This is a genomic window from Streptomyces curacoi (assembly GCF_001513975.1).
In the GTDB taxonomy this organism is placed as follows: domain Bacteria; phylum Actinomycetota; class Actinomycetes; order Streptomycetales; family Streptomycetaceae; genus Streptomyces; species Streptomyces curacoi.
The window spans coordinates 357,258-376,769 of record NZ_KQ947985.1; the positions used below are offsets into that span (position 1 = coordinate 357,258).

Here is a 19,512-nt window from a genome sequence, read left to right on the forward strand (position 1 = left end):
CCTCTCACGGCTTGCCTACTGCGTACCGCAGTTCGAGACGACCTTCTGCTCTTCCTCCGAGAGAGTGGGGCCGGGGTTGGGCGTCGCAGTCGGTGTCGGGGAGGTGGAGGTGGACGGGTCGGGGGACTTGGACGCCGACGGGTTCGGTGTCGGTGTCGCCTTGGACGTGAGGGAGGTACGGGTGGTTCCCGTGGTGCCTCCGGCCTCGCCCTCGCCCGTCTTGGAGTTCTGCTCGCTCTCGGCGGCCTGCCGCTCGGTCCGCTTCTTGCACGCGGAGGCCTGCACGGCGAGTTCCTCGATCTTCGCCTGGGCGTCCTTCAGACCGCCCTCGGCGATGGTCGCCTCGACCAGCTTCTGCTGGTAGGGCGGCAGGTACTTGAGTTCGATCTCGGGGTGGTCCTTCTCCACCTTCGACAACGAGACCCAGGCCAGGTCCTGGCTGATCCCCCGGTACAGGGCGACGTGTTCCTCGTTGGCGCCGACGTAGTACTGGGTCTGCGTCCAGCGCCAGCCGCCGTACAGGCCGCCGCCGATCACCGCGAGCGCGAGCGTGATGTAGAAGGATCTCTTCAGCCACTGGCGGCCCTTGCGGGGCTTGACGAAGTCGTCGTCGGTGTAGTCGCCGAAGCTGCCGGCCGGGATGTAGCCGGTGGTGTCGCCGGAGCCGGGCGGGCCGAACTCGCCGCCGCCCTGTCCGGGCACCTGGCGGCCGAGCCCGGAGGCGCGTCCGGCCGGGGTCTGCATGATGCCGTTGTCGTGCAGGTGGTTCTGGTTCTCGGCGACGGCGCCGACCACGACCGGGGTGTCGTGCAGCTGTCCGGCGAGGGTGTCGCCGGTGTCGAGGTCGAGGACGTCGGCGACGATGACGGTGATGTTGTCGGGGCCGCCGCCGCGCAGCGCCAGCTCGATGAGCTGCTGCACGGTCTCCTGCGGGCCCTGGTAGCTGGCGAGGGTGTCCTCCAGGGTCTGGTGGGACACGACGCCGGAGAGGCCGTCGGAGCAGATCAGGTACCGGTCGCCGGCGCGGACTTCGCGGATCGACAGGTCGGGCTCGACGTGGTCGCCGCTGCCCAGTGCGCGCATGAGGAGCGACCGCTGCGGGTGCGTCGTCGCCTCTTCCTCGGTGATGCGGCCCTCGTCGACCAGGCGCTGCACCCAGGTGTGGTCCTGTGTGATCTGGGTGAGGACGCCGTCGCGGAGCAGGTACGCGCGCGAGTCGCCGACGTGGACGAGGCCGAGGCGCTGACCGGTCCACAGCAGGGCCGTGAGCGTGGTGCCCATGCCTTCGAGCTGGGGGTCGTCCTCGACCATGGAGCGCAGCTGGTCGTTGGCGCGCTGTACGGCCGTACCGAGCGAGGTGAGGATGTCGGAGCCGGGGACGTCGTCGTCGAGGGCGACGATCGTCGAGATGGCCTCCGACGAGGCGACCTCGCCCGCGGCGGCGCCGCCCATGCCGTCGGCGATCGCGAGCAGTCGGGGACCGGCGTATCCGGAGTCCTCGTTGCCCTCCCGGATCATGCCTTTGTGCGATCCGGCGGCGAAGCGCAGTGACAGACTCATGCGCACCTCGCCTGTCGGCTCCGGGTACATCCGCACGGTGCCCACCCTCCGGTCGGGAGCGCGCCGGGGCCCGTCGTGCGGTCCACCGCTGCGTGCTCGCTCCGCTCGCTCATTGTCGTACTACTTCCGCAGCTCGATGACGGTCTTGCCGATGCGGATCGGCGCGCCCAGCGGAATCGGTGTGGGGGTCGTCAGCCGCGTTCGGTCGAGGTACGTGCCGTTGGTGGAGCCCAGGTCCTCGACGATCCACTGGCCGTCGCGGTCCGGGTAGATCCTGGCATGCCGGCTTGAGGCGTAGTCGTCGTCCAGCACGATCGTGCTGTCGTGCGCCCGGCCCAGGGTGATGGTCTGGCCCTGGAGCGCGACGGTGGTGCCGGTGAGCGTGCCCTCGGACACGACCAGCTTGGTGGGGGCGTTACGGCGCTGGCGGCCGCCGCCCTGCTGGCCGCGCTGCTGCGGAGGCGCCGCCTGACGGGCGGCCTGCTGGGGCCGTGCGGCCTCGCGGCGCGACCCGCGCTGGGTGACGCGCGTACCGAACAGGTCGCTGCGGATGACCTGCACGGCCACGATCACGAACAGCCACAGGACGGCCAGGAAACCCAGCCGCATGACCGTGAGGGTCAGCTCTGACATTGCCCCCGCTTCACCCTTCGGCTTGCCTATAGATAACGGTGGTGCTGCCCACGACGATCCGCGAGCCGTCGCGGAGCGTAGCGCGGGTGGTGTGCTGCCCGTCCACCACGATGCCGTTGGTGGAGCCGAGATCCTGGATCGTCGAGGGCGTTCCGGTCCGGATCTCGCAGTGCCGGCGGGAGACGCCGGGGTCGTCGATCCGCACGTCGGCCTCGGTGCTGCGGCCCAGCACCAGCGTGGCGCGGGAGATCTGATGGCGGGTGCCGTTGATCTCGATCCAGTAGCGGGTGCGCCCGCCGGCCGCGGGGGCCGGGGGACGCTGGCCGCCCGCGGGCTGCGGGTAGCCGTAGCCGCCGGGGCGACCGCCGGGCGGCGGCGCGGCGGGCATGGGCGGCATGGGCGGGGCGCCCGCGGGCGCGGCGGCCGGCGGATAGCCGTAGCCACCGGGCCGCCCGGCCGGGGCGGCGGGTGCGGGTGCCTGCTGGCCCTGCTGGTCGGTGGAGCCGGCGAGCGTACGGCTGCGCACGCGGTACAGGCCGGTGTCGAGGTCCTCGGCCTTCTCCAGGTGGACCCTGATCGGGCCCATGAAGGTGTAGCGCTGCTGCTTGGCGTAGTCGCGGACCATGCCGGCGAGCTCGTCGCCGAGCTGGCCGGAGTAGGGGCTCAGGCGCTCGTAGTCCGGCGCGCTCAGCTCCACGATGAAGTCGTTGGGGACGACCGTACGGTCGCGGTTCCAGATGGTGGCGTTGTTGTCGCACTCGCGCTGGAGCGCTCCCGCGATCTCGACGGGCTGGACCTCGGACTTGAACACCTTGGCGAAGGTGCCGTTGACCAGACCTTCGAGACGCTGCTCGAACTTCTTCAGGACTCCCATGGGGCACCTCCTCCGTCGCCTGCTTCGTCCTGCACCCCGCCGGGCGGGTACTGCCTTACCTGGTACTGCTTACTGATCGTATCCACGCGCCGGTCAATCGGCTGGTTCCCCCTGTCGGCCCGGTCGACGGGTGTCGACGCCCTCGAAGTTCCCTCTGGAGCTCCGCTTCGAACTCCTCGGGTGCACAGTCCTGCCATGGATCGTAGAGGCGGCCGAAGACCAGTGTCCCGCACCTGACTGTGGACCCCGACCGGCTCCTGGGGAGATCGGTGCTACCGGTACGAGGTTGATACGTGAACCGGTCCTCGTCGATACGGAGCGGAGGGCGCCGCGGGTTCGGGCGGCGCCGGGCGGACGGCGCCGACTGCGCTGGTGGGCGGCTGCCTGGCCATAAGGGATGTGAACCCACCCTGGACGGCGTGCTAATGTTCTGGGTGTCGGAAGGCGCCAGGCCCCAAGGGGCAGAGAGCCGGAGGACACACCCAATGCGCGGGTGGCGGAATAGGCAGACGCGCTGGATTCAGGTTCCAGTGCCCGCAAGGGCGTGGGGGTTCAACTCCCCCCTCGCGCACCCTCGAAGAGGCGGCATCGTAATCAACGATGCCGCCTCTTCTGTTGTGTTCGCCACCTTGGCCGGCCCGGTACGGCGTCGTCCGGCGCCCGTGCCCTGTGATGAAGCTCTCAGGTCACGGCAGGGCTCAGCCGGCCGCGATGACCGTGGCGAGGGTCACTGCGGCGGGCAGGGCCTGCGCGAAGAGGATGCGGCGGTTGGCGGTGGCCGCGCCGTAGACGCCCGCGACGAGGATGCAGGACAGGAAGAAGATCTGGACGCGGTGACCGGTCGGGTCGTCGGCGATCAGACCCCAGACCAGGCCCGCGGCCAGGAAGCCGTTGTAGAGGCCCTGGTTGGCGGCCAGCGCCGCGGTGGAGCGGGCCAGCTCGGCGTCGAAGCCGGAGAAGCGGCGGCCCGGGCCGCGCTGCCACAGGAACATCTCCAGGACCAGGATGTAGGCGTGCAGCAGCGCCATGAGGGCGACGAGGACGACAGAGATCAGATGCATGCGGTGATTGTGTCGGGGCGGGACGTGGGGGCGACCGGGGGTGGGCTGCCTGCGGCCGTGGGGCGGTTCTTGGGCAGCCGGTCGGTCTTTCGGCTGAGCGGCTCGGTTCGAGAGCCGTGAACGGTGGCCGTTCGGCCGAGGTGGCCGCTGTCGCCTCGGCGCGAGATTGGAGCTCCCCTTCCCCAGGAGCCCACCGATGCCACCCGAGTCACTCTCCTTCGTCGCCGGAGTCCGGCCCGGCGCTTCCGTCCTGGCCCCCGCACGGCACGAGCCCCAGCTTCTCCAGGGCGGCCGTGAGTCGTCCGGCCGGGGCCCACGCGCACGTGTCCGTGTGCGCCGGGACGTGCTGTTCTGGCTCGGCTGCGCGGGGTTCGCGCTGTCGCTGGCCCTGGTCACGACCCTCACCCCGCACCGGATCTGGGGCGCCTGTGCCGCCGTCGGGTACGCCGTCGCGGCGGAGCTCGCCCGTCGGGCGCCGCGCGCCTGGAGCGGGCGCAGTGCCGTCGCCGCGCTGCTCGGAGCCGTCGTTGTCCCGCTGGCGCTGATGGTCGCGGCGGGTGCCGCGCAGGCGGAGGTGCACGTCGTCGAGCGCTCGGGCGGACTGCTGCTGCACTCCGGCAGCCCGTACCTGCCGCATCCGGCCGGCGTCGACGACTACAACCCCTATCTGCCCGGCATGGCGCTGTTCGGGATACCTCACGCGCTGTTCGGCGGAACGCCGCTCGCGGATGCCCGCGTGTGGTTCTGCGCGGCGTTCCTGGGGGCCATGCTGGTCGCCGCGCGGGGATCGGGCCGTCACTTCCTCGGGCGGGGTGGCACTTGGGGCACGGCGCACGGGGCGCCGAGGGCGAGCGCGGTGCTGTTCCTCGCGGCCTTTCCGGCCGTCGCGCTGCCGCTGGCCGTCGGCGGGGTCGACCTTCCGGTGATCGGGCTGATGTGCCTGGGTCTTGCCCTGGCGGGCCGGGGCGGCTCCGGTACGGCGGCCGGGCTCGCGATGGGGGCCGCGGCCGCGCTGAAGTGGACGGCGTGGCCGCTGCTGCCGGTGGGGCTGGTGCTGCTCGCGGTGACGGCGGGGCGGCGGGCGGGCCGTGCGGGCCGTGGTGGTCGCCGTGCTGGTGGCGGCGTTGGCCGTGGTGCCGGTCGCCCTCGCCGATCCGCACGCCTTCGTCGAGCACGTGGTGCTCTTCCCGCTCGGTGAGGGCGGGGCGCGTTCGCCGGCGGCCAGCCCGCTGCCCGGGTACCTGCTGGCCACGTACGTTCCCGGCGGCCACGTCCTCGCCATGGCCGCCCTCGCTGCCGCCGCCGTCGGCGTTGCGGTGTCGTTGGCGGTACGGCCGCCGCGGACCGTGGTCGCCGCGGCTGACCGGCTGGCGCTCGGGCTGGGGCTGGGGATGTGTCTGATCCCGGCGACGCGGTTCGGGTACCTGGTCTATCCGCTGGTTCTGGCCGCCTGGTTCCGGCGTGCGGAGCTTGTGACGGCTGCTCGTCGGGTCGGGCGGTCGTTGGTGGTCGGTCGTGGCTGAGGGGTGGCGGGGCGGGCGTTGCCGGGGAGTGCCCGGGCGTTCGGGCGCGGTGCCGGCCCGGGTCACCGCGCTCGCGGTGGCCGGCCTGGTCGTGGCGCTGTGCCTGCCGTCGGTGGGACAGCAGGCGGCGGGGGATGCGCCGAGGATCCCGAGGATCTCGACCGGTGTTCCGGATCGGGGAGGCGGCGACTCCCCGTGAGGGGTCGGGACCGACTGCCCGTGAGGGGTTGTGACCGGCTCCTTGTGAGGCGTCGGGATCGACTACCCGTGATGACCGGCTCCCCCTGCGGCGTCGTGACCGACGCCCAGGCACGCGCGCGTGCGGCTCGGGCCGTTGAAACGGGACCCACGCGCGCGTGCGGCCACCCTGCCGCGCTACGCCGCGAGCCGCTGGGTCAGCTGCCTCGCCTTCGAGGCGGCCTCGTCGAGGGCGCGCTCGCGGGAGGCCTCGAAGAGGGGGACCAGGCCGGCCATCTCCGGGTTGGCCGGGGCCATCGTGAGCTCGGGGACGATGAAGTCGACGTCAGCGCCGAGGAAGTCGGCCAGGACCGCCGACAGGTAGTTCTGCACGTACTCGTAGCCCTCGCGCGGAGTGCCCGGCCCATAGGCGCCGCCGCGGCTGGCGACGACGGTGATCGGGGTGCCCTTGACCGACTGGGTGTCGCCCGCCGTACGGCCGAACAGGACCACGTTGTCCAGCCAGGCCTTCAGCGTGGACGGGATCGTCAGGTTGTACATCGGGGCGCCGATCAGCACGGCGTCCGCGCGCTCCAGCTCCTTGATCAGCTTCACCCGCTCGGCGAAGGCGGCCGACTGCTCCGGCGTGTGCGTGGCCGGATCGGAGAAGCCGGCGGTGTGGGCGTGGGCGGTGATGTGCGGCACGGGGTTGGTGGCGAGGTCGCGGTGGATGACCGTGCCCTCTGGGTGCTCTTGCAGCCAGGCCCGGCGGAAGGCGTCGGTGACGGCGCGGGAGGAGGAGGCGTCGGTCGGGAAGACCGAGGAGTCGATGTGCAGGAGCGTTGCCATGGGGTTCTCCGGGTTCTCCGAAGGGACGGGAGCGGGCAGGGACAGCTGCCCGCAGGGACTGAAACTTTGTACCTGACTATGGATAACACAGTCACTTACTTTTTTTCATTCCCCTACGGCAACGCAGTACCCTGAAGGGCATGGCGGGTGAGCGGAGTCACGACGTAGCGGCGTGCAAGCGGGTCGACGGCGGCATCAGCCGGGTCTTCCAGCTGCTCGGAAAGCGCTGGACCGGCCCGATCGTGTCCGTCCTGGTCACGGGGCCCGCGTACTTCGTCTCCCTGCGCCGGGCGATTCCCGGCATCAGTGAGCGCATGCTCTCCGACCGGCTGACCGAACTCGCCGCCGCCGGACTGGTCGAACGCGAGGTGCACGAGGGCCCGCCGCTGCGGGTCGTGTACCGGCTGACGGAGGCGGGGGCCGCGCTGGAGCCCGCGCTGACCGAGCTGGGTGAGTGGGCGAAGAAGTATCTGCCGGACGACGAGCGGCCCGAGGGCTGCTGAGCCGTCGAGGGGCGTGGGCTCCCAGGGCCCGGTCGAGGGGCCGTGGGGCTCCCAGAGCCCGGTCGACGGACCGTGGGCTGCGATTTCCACAACCGGGGAGTTGTCCACAGGGTCTGACGCGTTTCGGCCCCCGGTTGTACCGTCGGCACGAGTTGATGTTCGTGCGTGAGCGGGGGAGGCGGTCGCGATGACCGAGGTCGGTGCACAGGCTGCGGCGGAGGCGGCCGTGGCGGTGTCGGAGGCGCCGTCGGTGTCCGTGGCGCCGTCGGTGTCCGTGGCGCGTCGGCTGCCCTGGGTGCGCGGCTTCGCCGAGTGGCCCGGTGGCGGCTCGCCCAAGGAGGAGGGCAAGGCACTGCGCGGGCAGGTGCCGCGGGACGAGCACGCGCTCTTCGACCTCGACGCCGCCCGCCCCGACGCCGTGGCCGCCGTCGAGGAGTCCAACCTCGGCCGGCTCCCCGAGCTCACTCCGATACGGGTGGGCCGGATGGCCGCGACGCCCTTCGCCTTTCTGCGCGGCTCGGCGGGACTCATGGCGTACGACCTCGCCCGCACCCCCGTGACCCGGATCCGCGCCCAGATCTGCGGCGACGCGCACGCGGCGAACTTCGGTCTGTACGGCGACGCGCGCGGCGGACTGGTCATCGATCTGAACGACTTCGACGAGACGCTGTACGGCCCCTGGGAGTGGGACCTCAAGCGGCTCGCCACCTCGCTCGTGCTCGCGGGCCGGGAGGCGGGCGCGGACGAGGACGCGTGCCGCAAGGCGGCGCACGACGCGGCCGGTGCCTACCGGCGCACGATGCGGTTGCTGGCCAGGCTCCCGGTGCTGGACGCGTGGAACGCGATCGCGGACGAGGAGCTGGTCTCCCACACCGACGCCCATGACCTGCTGGGCACGCTGGAGCGGGTCTCGGAGAAGGCGCGGGCCAACACCAGCGGGCGCTTCGCGGCGAAGTCGACGGAGCCGACTGAGGACGGCGGCCGCCGCTTCGTCGACGCCCCGCCGGTCCTGCGCCGCGTCCCGGACGCGGAGGCGGCAGCCGTGGCGGCGGCGCTGGAGCACTACGTCACCACGCTCTCCGAGGACCGCCACCCCCTGCTGGCCCGGCACGCGGTGCACGACGTGGCCTTCCGCGTGGTGGGCACCGGCAGCGTCGGCACCCGCTCGTATGTCGTCCTGCTCCTGGACCACCGGGGCGAGTCGCTGGTCCTGCAGGTGAAGGAGGCCCGCCCCTCGGCCCTCGTCCCGCACCTGGTGACGGCCGGCTTCGAGGCGCCGCAGGTGGAGCACGAAGGGCGGCGCGTGGTCCTCGGCCAGAAGCGGATGCAGGTGGTCAGCGACATCCTGCTGGGCTGGACGACGGTCGACGGACGGCCCTTCCAGGTACGCCAGTTCCGCAACCGAAAGGGCAGCGTCGACCCCGCCGCGCTGGCCGCCGACCAGATAGACGACTACGCCCGCATGACCGGCGCCCTCCTGGCCCGCGCCCACTCGCACAGCGTCGACCCCCGCCTGATCTCCGGCTACTGCGGCAAGAACGAGGAACTGGACGAGGCGATCGCCACGTTCGCGGTCACCTACGCCGACCGCACGGAGGCCGACCACTCCGCGCTGGTGGCGGCGGTGCGGGCGGGGCGGGTCGCGGCGGAGATGGGGGTCTGAGAGGCGGGCCGCCCGCTCCGGGCTCTCAGCGGCGCCGGCGTCGGCAGGGCCCCGGCCGGCGGGTGGCCTACGCTGGTCGGGTGACGACGCCGGAAGCTGAGCAGTCCCAGGCCGAGCCCGCTGGTGCGGGGACGCCGGGCGGTGCCGAGGTGCCCGCCGGTGGAGCTGAGCAGGGTGGTGAGGCGCAGGTGACCGCCGAGGACGATGGGCGTCCCCCCTTCTCCGGCGAGGCCGAGAATGTGGGGGAGGGACGGCCCGAGGCGCGGCTGGAGCGAGCCGTGCGGGCCGCCGAGCAGGCGCTGATCGAGTACGAGATCGCGGTGGAGACCTTCCGCGTCGAGGTGGACAACTTCTCCCGGCTGCACCACCAGAAACTCGGCCCGATGTACGCCCGGCTCGACGAGCTGGACGCGCAGATCGCCGAGGCCACGGCGGCTCGTACCGGCGACCCCGAGGACATCCGCAAGGCCGACGAGGCACGCGCCCGGGTGATGCCGATGCCCGGTGTCGAAGAGCTGTTCCATGGCTGGATGGACGGTGAGGGGCTGTTCCCGGAGGCCGCGGCGATGCTCACGGACCAGCCGGTCCAGCCGCCGCAGCGGGTACGCCCCAGCGACGAGGCCCGCAAGCTCTACCGCGAGCTGGCCCGCAAGGCCCACCCCGACCTCGCCCAGGAGGAGGCCGAGCGGCGGCGGCGTGAGGAGTTCATCACCCGCGTCAACGCCGCCTACGCCCGGGGCGACGAGGCGCTGCTGCGGGAACTGGCCGAGGAGTGGGCCGCGGGACCCGTGCCCAAGGAGCAGGGCCCCACTCCCGCCGAGGAGCTCTACGCCCGCCTCGAATGGCTCGCCCAGCGCAAGGAGATGCTCACCCTGGTCGCGAAGGAACTGGAGGAGAGCGCGATCGGCGCGATGCTCCGCCTGGCGCCGGAGGACCCGGACCGCCTCCTCGACGAGATCGCCGAACAGCTCCTGGCCCAGGTCGCGGAGCGCGAGGCGGAGCTGGCGGCTCTGCTCGGCTGAGCCGGCGGACCCACGCTCCCCTCAGCGGCCCCTGCCGCCCCCGCACCGGTCAGGTAGCGTCGGAGTCATGAACTTCGGAACTGCCGTGCCCACAGTCGAGGTCACCGACCTCAAGGACGACGACTTCCTCCTGGACGTCCGCGAGGACGACGAGTGGCAGGCCGGCCACGCCGAAGGCGCCCTGCACATCCCGATCAGCGAGTTCGTCGCCCGCTACGGCGAGCTGACCGAGGCCGCCCCGCAGGACGCCCGCGTCCATGTGATCTGCCGCTCCGGCGGGCGTTCCGCCCAGGTCACGATGTACCTGGTCCAGCAGGGCATCGACGCCGTGAACGTCGACGGCGGCATGCAGGTCTGGGCGGCGGCGGGACGTCCTGTGGTGAACGACGAGGGGCAGCCCGGGTACGTCCTGTAGGGCCGCCGGGCTCTTTGCCGGTCAGACCGGCCGGTCACCCTGGCCGGTCACCCCAGGGGATGCGCCGCCAGCAGCTCCCCCAGCGCCTCCTCGTGTGCCGCCGCCGGGCCGAGCGCCAGCTCCAGGTGCTTGGCCCAGGCGTGGTAGCGGTGCAGCGGATAGTCGACATCGGCGCCGAAGCCGCCGTGTAGATGCTGGGCGCTCTGCACGATCCGCCGTACGCCCTCCGAGGCCCAGATCTTGGCCACGGCCACGTCCCCGGCGGCGGGCAGCGCCCCCGCTGCCCCCGAGGTGATCCGCCAGGCGGCCTGCCACAGCGTGGCCTCCATCGCGCGCAGGTCGATGTAGCGGTCGGCGCACTGCACGGCGACCGCCTGGAACGTGGCGATCGGATGCCCGAACTGCTCCCGCTTGCTCGCGTACTGCGAGGTCATCGCCAGCACCCGCTCGCCCAGTCCGAGCGCCAGCGCACACGTCCCCGTGGCCAGCAGCTCCCGCAGCCACTCCCACGCGCCCTCGGCGTCGATGACGTCCCGTGCCGAAAGGCGCACCGACTCCAGCCGCAGCTCCCCCAGCCGCTCCCCGCTCGTCGAGAACTGCTCGCCGAGACCGACGCCCTGCGCACCGGGCGGCACCAGGGCCAGGACGGTCCGGTCGGCGGCCGTACGGGCCGGCACGACGACGAGATCGGCGTCGTACGCCCACGGCACCGCGGTCTGCACCCCGTCCAGGACCCAGTGGTCACCGTCCTGGCGAGCGGTCACCGCGAGTTCGGCCGGGTCGTGGCCGGTGCGGCCGTGCGCGGCGACCGTCAGTACGACCTCCCCGCGCCCGGCCCGCGCGAGCAGCTCGGCCTTGAGGTCTGCCCCGCCGTACGCCTGGACGGCCGCCGTCGCCGCGCTGCTCTCCAGCAGCGGCACTCGTGCCAGCACCTTCGCCGACTCGCGCAGCACCAGGCACAGCGCGACGGCGTCCAGGCCCGCCCCGCCGTGTTCCTCCGCGAGCAGCAGGCTCAGCAGGTCCGCGTCCGCGAGCCGCCGCCACAGCGGGCGGTCGAAGTCCTCGGCGACGGCGCCCGGCGTGAGCGCGGGAGAGGGCACCGCGTCCGGCGCGACCCCGGCGAACACCCCGCGCGCCGCCTCGGCCGCCGCCTGCTGCTCCTCGGTGAAGGTGAAGTCCACGGTCCCTGCCCTTCCACACGCACGGCCATCCGACGTATCTGACGGAGCGTCAAGATAGAACAGGTTCTAGAAGAAGGGAATGGTCCTCGTAGGACGCCCGTAACGTCTCCCTGGGCCCCCGTAAGGTGTGGACAACGGCGGCCCGACAGGGGCTGTGCCCGGCGGGTGGGCCTGAGTACCGTTCCCGTGCGAGCGCTGAGGGAAGACAAACGGAATCGGGGACGGGGCAGCATGGACGCGTACGACGCAGGCTCGACCGCCCGCCCTGGGCCGGACGAGGAGCCGCAGCACGCCGCGTCCGCCGTCGCGCCCCCGCCCGCCCCGCCGTCCCCGGAACCCCGCACCGGTGTGGCCGCCCTCTCGATGCGCTACCAGATCGGCGCCGCCCTCGCCCTCGCGGTCGTGGCGATCGCCGTCTGTGTCCACATAGGCATGGTCTTCCTGCACGTCGCCCCGCCGAACACGGTCACCAAGCAGCACGGCAAGGCGATCGACGACTGGATATACCCGGAGTTCGAACAGAACTGGAAGCTGTTCGCCCCCAACCCGCTGCAGCAGAACATCGCGGTCCAGGTCCGCGCCGAGATCGGCACCGCCGACGGCGGCACCCGCACCACCGGCTGGTACGACCTGTCCGCCCAGGACGGCCGGGCCATCGACGGCAATCTGCTCCCCAGCCACACCCAGCAGAACGAGCTGCGCCGGGCCTGGGACTTCTTCGTCGCCACGCACGACGCCCAGAACCGTCCCGTGGGCCTGCGCGGCGCCCTGTCCGAGACCTATCTGCGGCACATAGTGGAGCTGCGCCTCGACCGCGCCGACGCGGCCGGCGAGGGCGGCGTCGTCGAACGCGTCCAGGTCCGCTCCCGCACCACCCCTGTGCCCCCGCCGAAGTGGAGCGACGAGCAGGTCTCCGACAAGCCGACCTACCGTGTGCTGCCCTGGTGGTGGGTCCCGACGGACGGGACGGACCGTGCGAACGGGACCGACCCTGCGGGCGCGAGTGAGGGAGGCGCCCGGTGAACCGCTTCAGCCTCGCTGTCTCCACGGGCATCGCCCGTGTCACCGAGTCCGCCCTCGGCCCGTATCAGACGGCAGTGATCCGTATCGGCTTCACCGCGACCTGGCTGCTGTTCCTGCTGCGCGAGTTCCCGCACCGCCACGAGCTCTACGGCCCCGAAGGACCCTGGGACTTCGACCTGGCCCAGCAGCTGATCGGGACGAACGGCTCCTTCACCGCTCTGATCTGGTCGAGCAGCGGGCTGTGGTTCGAGGCCGTGTACGCCTTCGCCGTCCTGACCAGCGTGCTGCTGCTGCTCGGCTGGCGCACCCGCACGATGTCCGTGCTGTTCATGGTCGGCGTGCTCTCGCTGCAGAACCGCTCCATCTTCATGGGCGACGGCGGCGACAACGTCCTGCACCTGATGTGCGTCTACCTCGTCTTCACGCGCTGCGGCCAGGTCTGGTCGCTGGACGAGCGCCGGGCACGGCTCGCGGGCGAGGAACACGCGCGTGGCGAGCGCGTCGGGCCGGACCGGGTCGGCCCGGCCCTGTGGAGCGTGCTCGGGTTCGCGCTGGCCGCGGCCACCGTCGCCGGCCGCCTCGACGGCGACCTGACCGTGCCGGTGATCCTGTGGGGCGTCTGGCTGGGGCTGGGCGTGTGGTGGATCGTGGGCCGACTCGCGCGGACCGCCCAGCCGCGCATCCTGCTCGACGTCGTCGGCAACATCGTGCACAACGGCGCCCTGCTCGTGATCATGGCCGAGGCCTGTCTGATCTACGCCACCGCCGGCTGGTACAAGATCCAGGGCTCCCGCTGGCAGGACGGCACCGCCGTCTACTACCCGCTGCACCTCGACTACTTCTCACCCTGGCCCGCCCTCGCCGACCTGCTGTCGTCCAGCGGCGCCATGGTGCTGCTCATCACCTACGGCACGGTCGCGGTGCAGGTCGCCTTCCCCTTCACCCTGTTCAACCGGCGGGTCAAGAACGTCCTGCTGGCCGCGATGATCACCGAGCACGCCGTGATCGCGGTCGTCCTCGGCCTGCCGTTCTTCTCGCTGGCGATGATCGCGGCGGACGCGGTCTTCCTGCCGACGTCGTTCCTGCGCCGCCTGGGCGGCTGGGCGGCACGCGCGCGTGCACGCCTGTCCCGGCTGGTGACCCGGCGCGGTGACGACCGTACGCCACCCCCCGAGCCGCGCACCCCGGAGAACCCCGAGCAGGCGCACGTAGGCTTCACGGCATGACCCTGACCTCCTGGAACCGGCTCGCCGACACCTGCGTGCTGCTCGACGGCTTCCACGCCCTCAAGCACGCGGTGCGCTTCGGCGCCGAGGTCCCGGTGGCGGTCGCCGTCGACCGGGAGGCCGCGCTCGCCCTCGCCGAGGAACTGGCCCCGGACGTACGGAAGACGCTGGACGCGCTCCTGACCGAGGTCCCCGAGCCGACGTACGCCTCTCTCGTGCCGCGCCCGCACCCCACCGCGGTGGCGGCCCTGGCGGTACGTCCGTCCCGCGCGGCCAACCTGGAGAAGCTGGCGCACACCCCCCGCACCGCCCCGGTCGTGGTCCTCGACAACCCGCGCAACCTCGGCAATGCGGGCGCCGTGATCCGCCTGGCCGCCGGCTTCGGCGCGACCGGCGTGGTCACCACCGGCACCCTCGACCCCTGGCATCCCACGGTCGTACGCGGCGGAGCGGGCCTGCACTTCGCGACGGCCGTGGAGCGGCTGGACGTGGCGGAGCTGCCGCCCGGGCCGGTCTTCGCGCTGGACCCGGAGGGCGACGACATCCGGGGCATCGAGCTCCCGGACGACGCCGTCCTCGCGTTCGGGTCGGAGCGCAGCGGTCTGTCCGCCGAACTACGCGCGCGTGCCGACCATTTGGTGGCCCTGCCGATGCGTCCCCAGGTCTCCAGCTACAACCTGGCGACGAGTGTGGCGATGACGCTCTACCACTGGAGCCTCGGCGGCGTCTAGGCTTCCCGGCGCACCTCGACGACCCGGAACCGGTTCGCGACGAACGCCCCGTCGCACAGCGCCGAGTTGGCCGCCGGGTTGCCACCCGAACCATGGAAGTCGGAGAACGCGGCGGTCTGGTTGACGTACACCCCGCCCGTGAGGTTCAGCGACAGCTGGGCCGCCTCCTCCAGGCACACCTCCTGTACGGCCTGCTCGACCTCCTCGTCGGTGGTGTACGCGCCGACCGTCATCGCGCCCTTCTCGCGCACGGTCCGCCGCAGCAGCTCCACCGCGTCCGCGGCCGAGTCGACGGCGACGGCGAAGGACACCGGCCCGAAGCACTCGCTCATATAGGCGGCCTCGTCGTCCGGCTTGGCCCCGTCCAGCTTCACGATCACGGGCGTGCGCACGACCGCGTCCGGGAACTCGGGGTTGGCGATCTCGCGGGAGGCGAGGGCGACTTCGCCGAGCCCGGCGGCAGCCTCCAGGCGGGCCTTGACGCCCGGGTTGACGATCGCGCCGAGCAGGGCGTTCGCGCGGGCGTCGTCGCCGAGGAGGCCGTCGACCGAGCGGGCGAGGTCGGACACGACCTCGTCGAAGGTGCGGGGGCCCTCCTCGGTGCGGATGCCGTCCCGCGGGATGAGGAGGTTCTGCGGGGTGGTGCACATCTGGCCGCTGTACAGCGACAGGGAGAAGGCCAGGTTGGACAGCATCCCCTTGTAGTTGTCGGTGGAGTGGACGATCACCGTGTTGACGCCGGCCTTCTCGGTGTAGACCTGCGCCTGGCGGGCGTTGGCCTCCAGCCAGTCGCCGAACACCGTCGAGCCGGTGTAGTCGATGATCCGGATCTCCGGGCGGGTGGCCAGGGTCTTGGCGATGCCCTCGCCGGGCCGCTCGGCGGCCAGCGCGACCAGGTTCGGGTCGAAGCCCGCCTCGGCGAGCACCTGGCGCGCGACCTGGACGGTGAGCGCGAGCGGCAGCACCGCGCGCGGGTGGGGCTTGACCAGGACCGCGTTGCCGGTGGCCAGGGAGGCGAACAGGCCCGGGTAGCCGTTCCAGGTCGGGAAGGTGTTGCAGCCGATGACCAGGGCGATCCCGCGCGGGACCGGCGTGAACCGCTTGTTCATCGCCAGCGGGTCGCGCTTGCCCTGCGGCTTGGTCCACTCCGCCGTGTCGGGGGTGCGGACCTGCTCGACGTACGCGTACGCCACCGCTTCCAGGCCGCGGTCCTGCGCATGCGGGCCGCCCGCCTGGAACGCCATCATGAAGGCCTGGCCGGAGGTGTGCATGACCGCGTGCGCGAACTCGTGCGTGCGGTCGCTGATCCGCTTGAGGATCTCCAGGCAGACCACCGCGCGCATCTCCGCGCCCGCGTCCCGCCACGCGCGCTGACCGGACTTCATGGCGGCCAGCAGCACGTCGATGTCCGCGTGCGGGTACTCGACGCCCAGCTCGATGCCGTACGGGGAGACCTCGCCGCCCACCCAGTCGTCCGTGCCGGGCTGGCCGAGGTCGAGGCGGCCTCCCAGGAGGGCGTCGAAGGCGGCCTTGCCCGCCGCGGCGTCCAGGCTGCCGTTCTCGCCGTAGGCCTTGGGGTGCTCGGGGTGCGGCGACCAGTACGCGCGCGTGCGGATCGCTTCCAGCGCCTGGTCGAGGGTCGGCCGGTGCTTGGCGATCAGCTCGTGGGCGGTCAGTTCGGCGGCCATGCGGGACCAACTCCTCGTTTCCAGAGCTCTCCGTTGAGCTCATGACCTGGGCAGAAACATGGGCAGGAACAGGCAGTCAGAGTTAGAGTAACCGAACGATCGGTCGGTTCAAGGGGGTCCGCCGCATCTGTGGAAAACCCCGTGCGGGAGGATCGCGCCCATGACAGCACTCGACCTCAGCAGCCCCGTGGCCGTCGTCGGCACCGGCACCATGGGCCAGGGCATCGCCCAGGTCGCGCTGGTCGCGGGCCATCCCGTACGCCTGTACGACGCCGTTCCCGGCCGCGCTCAGGACGTGGCCGACGCGATCGGCGCCCGCCTCGACCGGCTCGTCGAGAAGGACCGCCTCACCGGCGCCGACCGCGACGCGGCCCGCGCCCGGCTGCACCCCGCCGAGACCCTCGCCGAGCTCGCCGACTGCGCCCTCGTCGTCGAGGCCGTGCTGGAGCGCCTCGACGTCAAGCAGGAGCTGTTCCGCGAGCTGGAGGACGTCGTCCGCGAGGACTGCCTGCTCGCCACGAACACCTCGTCCCTGTCCGTCACGGCGATCGGCGGCGCCCTCGCCCATCCCGGCCGCTTCGTCGGCCTGCACTTCTTCAACCCCGCACCGCTGCTGCCGCTGGTCGAGGTCGTCTCCGGGTTCGCCACCGACGTCACCTCCGCCACGCGCGCGTACGAGACGGCACGCGCCTGGGGCAAGACACCGGTCGCCTGCGCCGACACCCCCGGCTTCATCGTCAACCGCATCGCCCGGCCCTTCTACGCCGAGGCCTTCGCGGTCTACGAGGCGCAAGGAGCCGACCCGGCCACCATCGACGCCGTCCTGCGCGAGTGCGGCGGCTTCAGGATGGGCGCGTTCGAGCTCACCGACCTCATCGGGCAGGACGTCAACGAGTCCGTCACGCACTCCGTGTGGCAGTCCTTCTTCCAGGACGTGCGCTTCACGCCCTCGCTGGCCCAGCGCCGCCTGGTCGAGTCCGGCCGGCTCGGCCGCAAGAGCGGGCACGGCTGGTACGACTACGCCGAAGGCGCGGACCGGCCGGAGCCGCACACCGCGGAGAAGGCCCGGCCGCCCGCCTACGTCGTCGCCGAGGGCGACCTGGGCCCGGCCTCCGAGCTGCTCGGCCTGATCCGCGAGGCGGGCATCCAGGTCCGTGAGGAGGACGAGGACCACGGCACCCGCCTGGTGCTGCCCGGCGGGGGCCAGCTGGCGCTCGCCGACGGGCAGACCTCGGTCGAGTTCCGGGACGTCGTCTACTTCGACCTCGCCCTCGACTACCGCCGGGCCACCCGGATCGCCCTGTCCGCCTCCCAGGACACCTCCGCGCAGACCCTCGCCGAGGCCACCGGACTCTTCCAGGCGCTCGGCAAGGACGTCAGCGTCATCGGCGACGTCCCCGGCATGATCGTCGCCCGCACGGTCGCCCGGATCGTCGACCTCGCGCACGACGCCGTCGCCAAGGGCGTGGCCACCGAGGAGGACATCGACACCGCGATGCGGCTGGGCGTCAACTACCCGCTCGGGCCCTTCGAGTGGAGCCGCCGGCTCGGCCGCAACTGGGCGTACGCCCTCCTCGACGACCTGCACCTGCGCGACCCCTCGGGGCGCTACGCGCCGTCGCTCGCGCTGTACCGCCACGCGTACGCCACCGACAAGCGCGAGGGCAGCACCTCATGACCCGGGAGGGCAGCACCCAATGACGACCGCCAAGCGCGACACGTACACGCCCGAGACGCTGCTCTCCGTCGCCGTGCGGGTCTTCAACGAGCGCGGCTACGACGGCACCTCCATGGAGCACCTGTCGAAGGCGGCCGGCATCTCCAAGTCGTCGATCTACCACCACGTCACGGGCAAGGAGGAGCTGCTGCGCCGCGCCGTCAGCCGGGCGCTCGACGGCCTCTTCGGGATCCTCGGCGAGGAGCACGCGCGCGTGGGGCACGCCGCCGACCGTCTGGAGTACGTCGTGCGGCGCATGGTCGAGGTGCTCATAACCGAGCTGCCCTATGTGACGCTGCTGCTGCGCGTGCGCGGCAACACCGAGACCGAGCGATGGGCGCTGGAGCGGCGCCGCGACTTCGACCACCGGGTCGCCGAACTGCTGAAGGCGGCCGCCGCCGACGGGGAGGTGCGCGCCGACGTGGAGGTGCGGCTGGCGACCCGGCTCGTCTTCGGGATGATCAACTCGATCGTGGAGTGGTACCGGCCGGACGGGCGGGGCATGAGCGAGCGCGAGGTCGCCGACACGGTGGTGCGGCTGGTCTTCGGGGGGCTGCGGCAGGCGGGCTGACCGTCGGCGGTCGTGGCGGCGGCTGTCGCGGCGTCGGCGGTCGTGGCGTCGGCTGTCGCGGCGGCGGCTGAGTACGCGCGCGTGGCCGGATGAGTACGCCGCCCGATGGTCCGGGGCGGTGCCGGCTGGTGGGCTGGGACGCATGATCTCCGACGACATGGCGTCCGGCGCCGACGATCCGCGGTGGTGGCGGGCGCCTTTCGTGGCCACGCTGGTCGGGCTGCCGGTCCTCGCGTGGGAGTACGCCCTGTGGGGCGCGAACACCGCTGCCGTCCTCGGGGGCGTGGTCTGCTGGGCGCTCGTCCTGCTCGCGCTCGCCTGGGCGCTGCCGCATCGCCGGTCGGCACGGATGCTGCGGGGCACCGCGGCCGTGGCCGGTGTGGTGTGCGTGTGCCTGCCGCTGCTGGTCGTGGTGCTGATGGCCATGGCGATGGCCTCGGGCTGACGCCCGGGGGGCAAGGCTCAGCCCTGCGGCTCCAGGTCCTCCTCCTCGAACACCAGCAGCGTGCGCGTGCTGAGCACCTCGGGGATCGCCTGGAGCCGGGTGAGGACCAGCTCGCGCAGCGCCCTGTTGTCGGGCGTGTGCACCAGGAGCAGTACGTCGAAGTCGCCGCCCACCAGGGCGATGTGCGAGGCCCCGGGAAGCTGTCTGAGCTGCTCGCGCACCGTGCGCCAGGAGTTCTGGACGATCTTCAGGGTGATGTACGCGGACGTCCCGTGGCCCGCCCGCTCGTGGTTGACGCGGGCGCCGAAGCCGCGGATGACGCCGTCCTCGACGAGACGGTTGATGCGGGCGTAGGCGTTGGCGCGCGAGACATGGACCCGCTCGGCGACCGACCGTATCGACGCACGGCCGTCCGCCTGGAGCATCTGCAGGATGTCCTGATCAATGGCGTCGAGCGGGCGCGGGGGTGGAAGGGGGGCGTTGCCGTCCGGGCTCTCGGCCATTTGTTCAGGCGTCATGTCCCCCCACCTTCCTCCCGTGGACGTACTGCGTTCATTGGAGGCTGTGGAGAACCGTTTGTCCACAGCCTGAGGGGGCCTGTAGCCAAAATGTGCCGACGACCGAACAATCGGTAGGTGAGGCGCGTCACT

18 protein-coding genes, 1 tRNA gene and 1 pseudogene are annotated in these 19,512 nt (G+C 72.2%); 12 read left to right on the top strand and 8 right to left on the bottom strand.

The window, feature by feature from the left end:
- Positions 1-15: 15 nt before the first annotated feature.
- The 3 genes from AQI70_RS07085 to AQI70_RS07095 all read right to left on the bottom strand — a co-directional run bounded on the left by AQI70_RS07085 (position 16) and on the right by AQI70_RS07095 (position 3,067).
- Positions 16-1,590 carry a Stp1/IreP family PP2C-type Ser/Thr phosphatase gene (locus AQI70_RS07085; protein ID WP_208607326.1) on the bottom strand — a complete coding sequence of 525 codons (1,575 nt, stop codon included), beginning with the start codon at positions 1,588-1,590 and terminating at the stop codon, positions 16-18.
- Between the two features lie 90 nt (positions 1,591-1,680).
- Complete coding sequence (locus AQI70_RS07090) at positions 1,681-2,193, bottom strand: FHA domain-containing protein FhaB/FipA (RefSeq protein ID WP_003999678.1); 513 nt, start codon at positions 2,191-2,193, stop codon at positions 1,681-1,683.
- Between the two features lie 10 nt (positions 2,194-2,203).
- The gene (locus tag AQI70_RS07095) at positions 2,204-3,067 is read right to left on the bottom strand and encodes an FhaA domain-containing protein (protein ID WP_062145605.1); all 864 of its coding nucleotides are present in this window, start codon (positions 3,065-3,067) and stop codon (positions 2,204-2,206) included.
- Positions 3,068-3,554: 487 nt separating this feature from the next.
- On the opposite strand from AQI70_RS07095, the gene AQI70_RS07100 reads away from it, so the two are divergent.
- Positions 3,555-3,638 (top strand) — tRNA-Leu (locus tag AQI70_RS07100).
- A 127-nt stretch (positions 3,639-3,765) separates the two neighbouring features.
- Here the strand turns inward: AQI70_RS07100 and AQI70_RS07105 are convergent.
- A complete protein-coding gene (locus AQI70_RS07105; protein WP_003999656.1) occupies positions 3,766-4,128 on the bottom strand; it encodes a DUF1304 domain-containing protein in 363 nt (120 codons plus the stop codon).
- 196 nt (positions 4,129-4,324) lie between these two features.
- On the opposite strand from AQI70_RS07105, the pseudogene AQI70_RS40030 reads away from it, so the two are divergent.
- Positions 4,325-5,651, top strand: a pseudogene (locus tag AQI70_RS40030) (glycosyltransferase 87 family protein).
- A 375-nt stretch (positions 5,652-6,026) separates the two neighbouring features.
- Here the strand turns inward: AQI70_RS40030 and AQI70_RS07115 are convergent.
- Positions 6,027-6,677 (bottom strand): FMN-dependent NADH-azoreductase, encoded by a 651-nt coding sequence (locus AQI70_RS07115; protein ID WP_062145607.1) that lies wholly within the window; start codon positions 6,675-6,677, stop codon positions 6,027-6,029.
- Between the two features lie 140 nt (positions 6,678-6,817).
- On the opposite strand from AQI70_RS07115, the gene AQI70_RS07120 reads away from it, so the two are divergent.
- The 4 genes from AQI70_RS07120 to AQI70_RS07135 all read left to right on the top strand — a co-directional run bounded on the left by AQI70_RS07120 (position 6,818) and on the right by AQI70_RS07135 (position 10,280).
- The gene (locus AQI70_RS07120; RefSeq protein ID WP_062145609.1) at positions 6,818-7,180 is read left to right on the top strand and encodes a winged helix-turn-helix transcriptional regulator; all 363 of its coding nucleotides are present in this window, start codon (positions 6,818-6,820) and stop codon (positions 7,178-7,180) included.
- A 187-nt stretch (positions 7,181-7,367) separates the two neighbouring features.
- Positions 7,368-8,843: a DUF2252 domain-containing protein gene (locus tag AQI70_RS07125; protein WP_208607308.1), complete on the top strand. Its 1,476-nt coding sequence runs from the start codon at positions 7,368-7,370 to the stop codon at positions 8,841-8,843.
- A gap of 80 nt (positions 8,844-8,923) precedes the next feature.
- The gene (locus AQI70_RS07130) at positions 8,924-9,865 is read left to right on the top strand and encodes a hypothetical protein (RefSeq protein WP_062145611.1); all 942 of its coding nucleotides are present in this window, start codon (positions 8,924-8,926) and stop codon (positions 9,863-9,865) included.
- Between the two features lie 85 nt (positions 9,866-9,950).
- The gene (locus tag AQI70_RS07135) at positions 9,951-10,280 is read left to right on the top strand and encodes a rhodanese-like domain-containing protein (RefSeq protein WP_062146502.1); all 330 of its coding nucleotides are present in this window, start codon (positions 9,951-9,953) and stop codon (positions 10,278-10,280) included.
- A gap of 47 nt (positions 10,281-10,327) precedes the next feature.
- Here the strand turns inward: AQI70_RS07135 and AQI70_RS07140 are convergent, their stop codons facing one another.
- The gene (locus tag AQI70_RS07140) at positions 10,328-11,461 is read right to left on the bottom strand and encodes an acyl-CoA dehydrogenase family protein (RefSeq protein WP_062145613.1); all 1,134 of its coding nucleotides are present in this window, start codon (positions 11,459-11,461) and stop codon (positions 10,328-10,330) included.
- Between the two features lie 231 nt (positions 11,462-11,692).
- Here AQI70_RS07140 and AQI70_RS07145 point away from each other — a divergent pair, with 231 nt between their 5' ends.
- The 3 genes from AQI70_RS07145 to AQI70_RS07155 are packed head-to-tail and all read left to right on the top strand — an operon-like array spanning position 11,693 to position 14,441.
- Complete coding sequence (locus tag AQI70_RS07145; protein ID WP_062145615.1) at positions 11,693-12,484, top strand: DUF5819 family protein; 792 nt, start codon at positions 11,693-11,695, stop codon at positions 12,482-12,484.
- Entirely contained in the window at positions 12,481-13,710 is a 1,230-nt protein-coding gene (locus tag AQI70_RS07150; protein ID WP_062145617.1) for an HTTM domain-containing protein, read from the top strand. Before AQI70_RS07145 ends, AQI70_RS07150 begins: the two co-directional genes overlap by 4 nt.
- Positions 13,707-14,441 (top strand): TrmH family RNA methyltransferase, encoded by a 735-nt coding sequence (locus tag AQI70_RS07155; RefSeq protein ID WP_062145619.1) that lies wholly within the window; start codon positions 13,707-13,709, stop codon positions 14,439-14,441. Before AQI70_RS07150 ends, AQI70_RS07155 begins: the two co-directional genes overlap by 4 nt.
- Here the strand turns inward: AQI70_RS07155 and paaN are convergent.
- Positions 14,438-16,129, bottom strand: coding sequence for a phenylacetic acid degradation protein PaaN (gene paaN / locus AQI70_RS07160; protein ID WP_062145621.1), 1,692 nt, complete (start codon positions 16,127-16,129; stop codon positions 14,438-14,440). The two genes, AQI70_RS07155 and paaN, sit on opposite strands and share 4 nt — an antisense overlap.
- A 160-nt stretch (positions 16,130-16,289) precedes the next feature.
- Between paaN and AQI70_RS07165 the strand changes: the two genes are divergently transcribed.
- From AQI70_RS07165 to AQI70_RS07175, 3 genes are all read left to right on the top strand, one after another.
- Positions 16,290-17,807 carry a 3-hydroxyacyl-CoA dehydrogenase gene (locus AQI70_RS07165; RefSeq protein ID WP_062145623.1) on the top strand — a complete coding sequence of 506 codons (1,518 nt, stop codon included), beginning with the start codon at positions 16,290-16,292 and terminating at the stop codon, positions 17,805-17,807.
- Positions 17,808-17,826: 19 nt separating this feature from the next.
- The gene (locus tag AQI70_RS07170; protein WP_062145625.1) at positions 17,827-18,417 is read left to right on the top strand and encodes a TetR/AcrR family transcriptional regulator; all 591 of its coding nucleotides are present in this window, start codon (positions 17,827-17,829) and stop codon (positions 18,415-18,417) included.
- 142 nt (positions 18,418-18,559) lie between these two features.
- Positions 18,560-18,862 carry a hypothetical protein gene (locus tag AQI70_RS07175; RefSeq protein ID WP_062145627.1) on the top strand — a complete coding sequence of 101 codons (303 nt, stop codon included), beginning with the start codon at positions 18,560-18,562 and terminating at the stop codon, positions 18,860-18,862.
- Between the two features lie 17 nt (positions 18,863-18,879).
- Here the strand turns inward: AQI70_RS07175 and AQI70_RS07180 are convergent, their stop codons facing one another.
- Entirely contained in the window at positions 18,880-19,365 is a 486-nt protein-coding gene (locus AQI70_RS07180) for an Lrp/AsnC family transcriptional regulator (protein ID WP_062145628.1), read from the bottom strand.
- Positions 19,366-19,512: the final 147 nt, after the last annotated feature.

Excerpts from the sequence above, each read along its gene's own strand:
- AQI70_RS07085 (WP_208607326.1), bottom strand. The coding sequence starts at position 1,590 with ATGTACCCGGAGCCGACAGGCGAGGTGCGCATGAGTCTGTCACTGCGC.
- AQI70_RS07090 (WP_003999678.1), bottom strand. The coding sequence starts at position 2,193 with ATGTCAGAGCTGACCCTCACGGTCATGCGGCTGGGTTTCCTGGCCGTC.
- AQI70_RS07095 (WP_062145605.1), bottom strand. The coding sequence starts at position 3,067 with ATGGGAGTCCTGAAGAAGTTCGAGCAGCGTCTCGAAGGTCTGGTCAAC.
- AQI70_RS07105 (WP_003999656.1), bottom strand. The coding sequence starts at position 4,128 with ATGCATCTGATCTCTGTCGTCCTCGTCGCCCTCATGGCGCTGCTGCAC.
- AQI70_RS07115 (WP_062145607.1), bottom strand. The coding sequence starts at position 6,677 with ATGGCAACGCTCCTGCACATCGACTCCTCGGTCTTCCCGACCGACGCC.
- AQI70_RS07120 (WP_062145609.1), top strand. The coding sequence starts at position 6,818 with ATGGCGGGTGAGCGGAGTCACGACGTAGCGGCGTGCAAGCGGGTCGAC.
- AQI70_RS07125 (WP_208607308.1), top strand. The coding sequence starts at position 7,368 with ATGACCGAGGTCGGTGCACAGGCTGCGGCGGAGGCGGCCGTGGCGGTG.
- AQI70_RS07145 (WP_062145615.1), top strand. The coding sequence starts at position 11,693 with ATGGACGCGTACGACGCAGGCTCGACCGCCCGCCCTGGGCCGGACGAG.
- AQI70_RS07155 (WP_062145619.1), top strand. The coding sequence starts at position 13,707 with ATGACCCTGACCTCCTGGAACCGGCTCGCCGACACCTGCGTGCTGCTC.
- paaN (WP_062145621.1), bottom strand. The coding sequence starts at position 16,129 with ATGGCCGCCGAACTGACCGCCCACGAGCTGATCGCCAAGCACCGGCCG.
- AQI70_RS07165 (WP_062145623.1), top strand. The coding sequence starts at position 16,290 with ATGACAGCACTCGACCTCAGCAGCCCCGTGGCCGTCGTCGGCACCGGC.
- AQI70_RS07170 (WP_062145625.1), top strand. The coding sequence starts at position 17,827 with ATGACGACCGCCAAGCGCGACACGTACACGCCCGAGACGCTGCTCTCC.
- AQI70_RS07175 (WP_062145627.1), top strand. The coding sequence starts at position 18,560 with ATGATCTCCGACGACATGGCGTCCGGCGCCGACGATCCGCGGTGGTGG.
- AQI70_RS07180 (WP_062145628.1), bottom strand. The coding sequence starts at position 19,365 with ATGGCCGAGAGCCCGGACGGCAACGCCCCCCTTCCACCCCCGCGCCCG.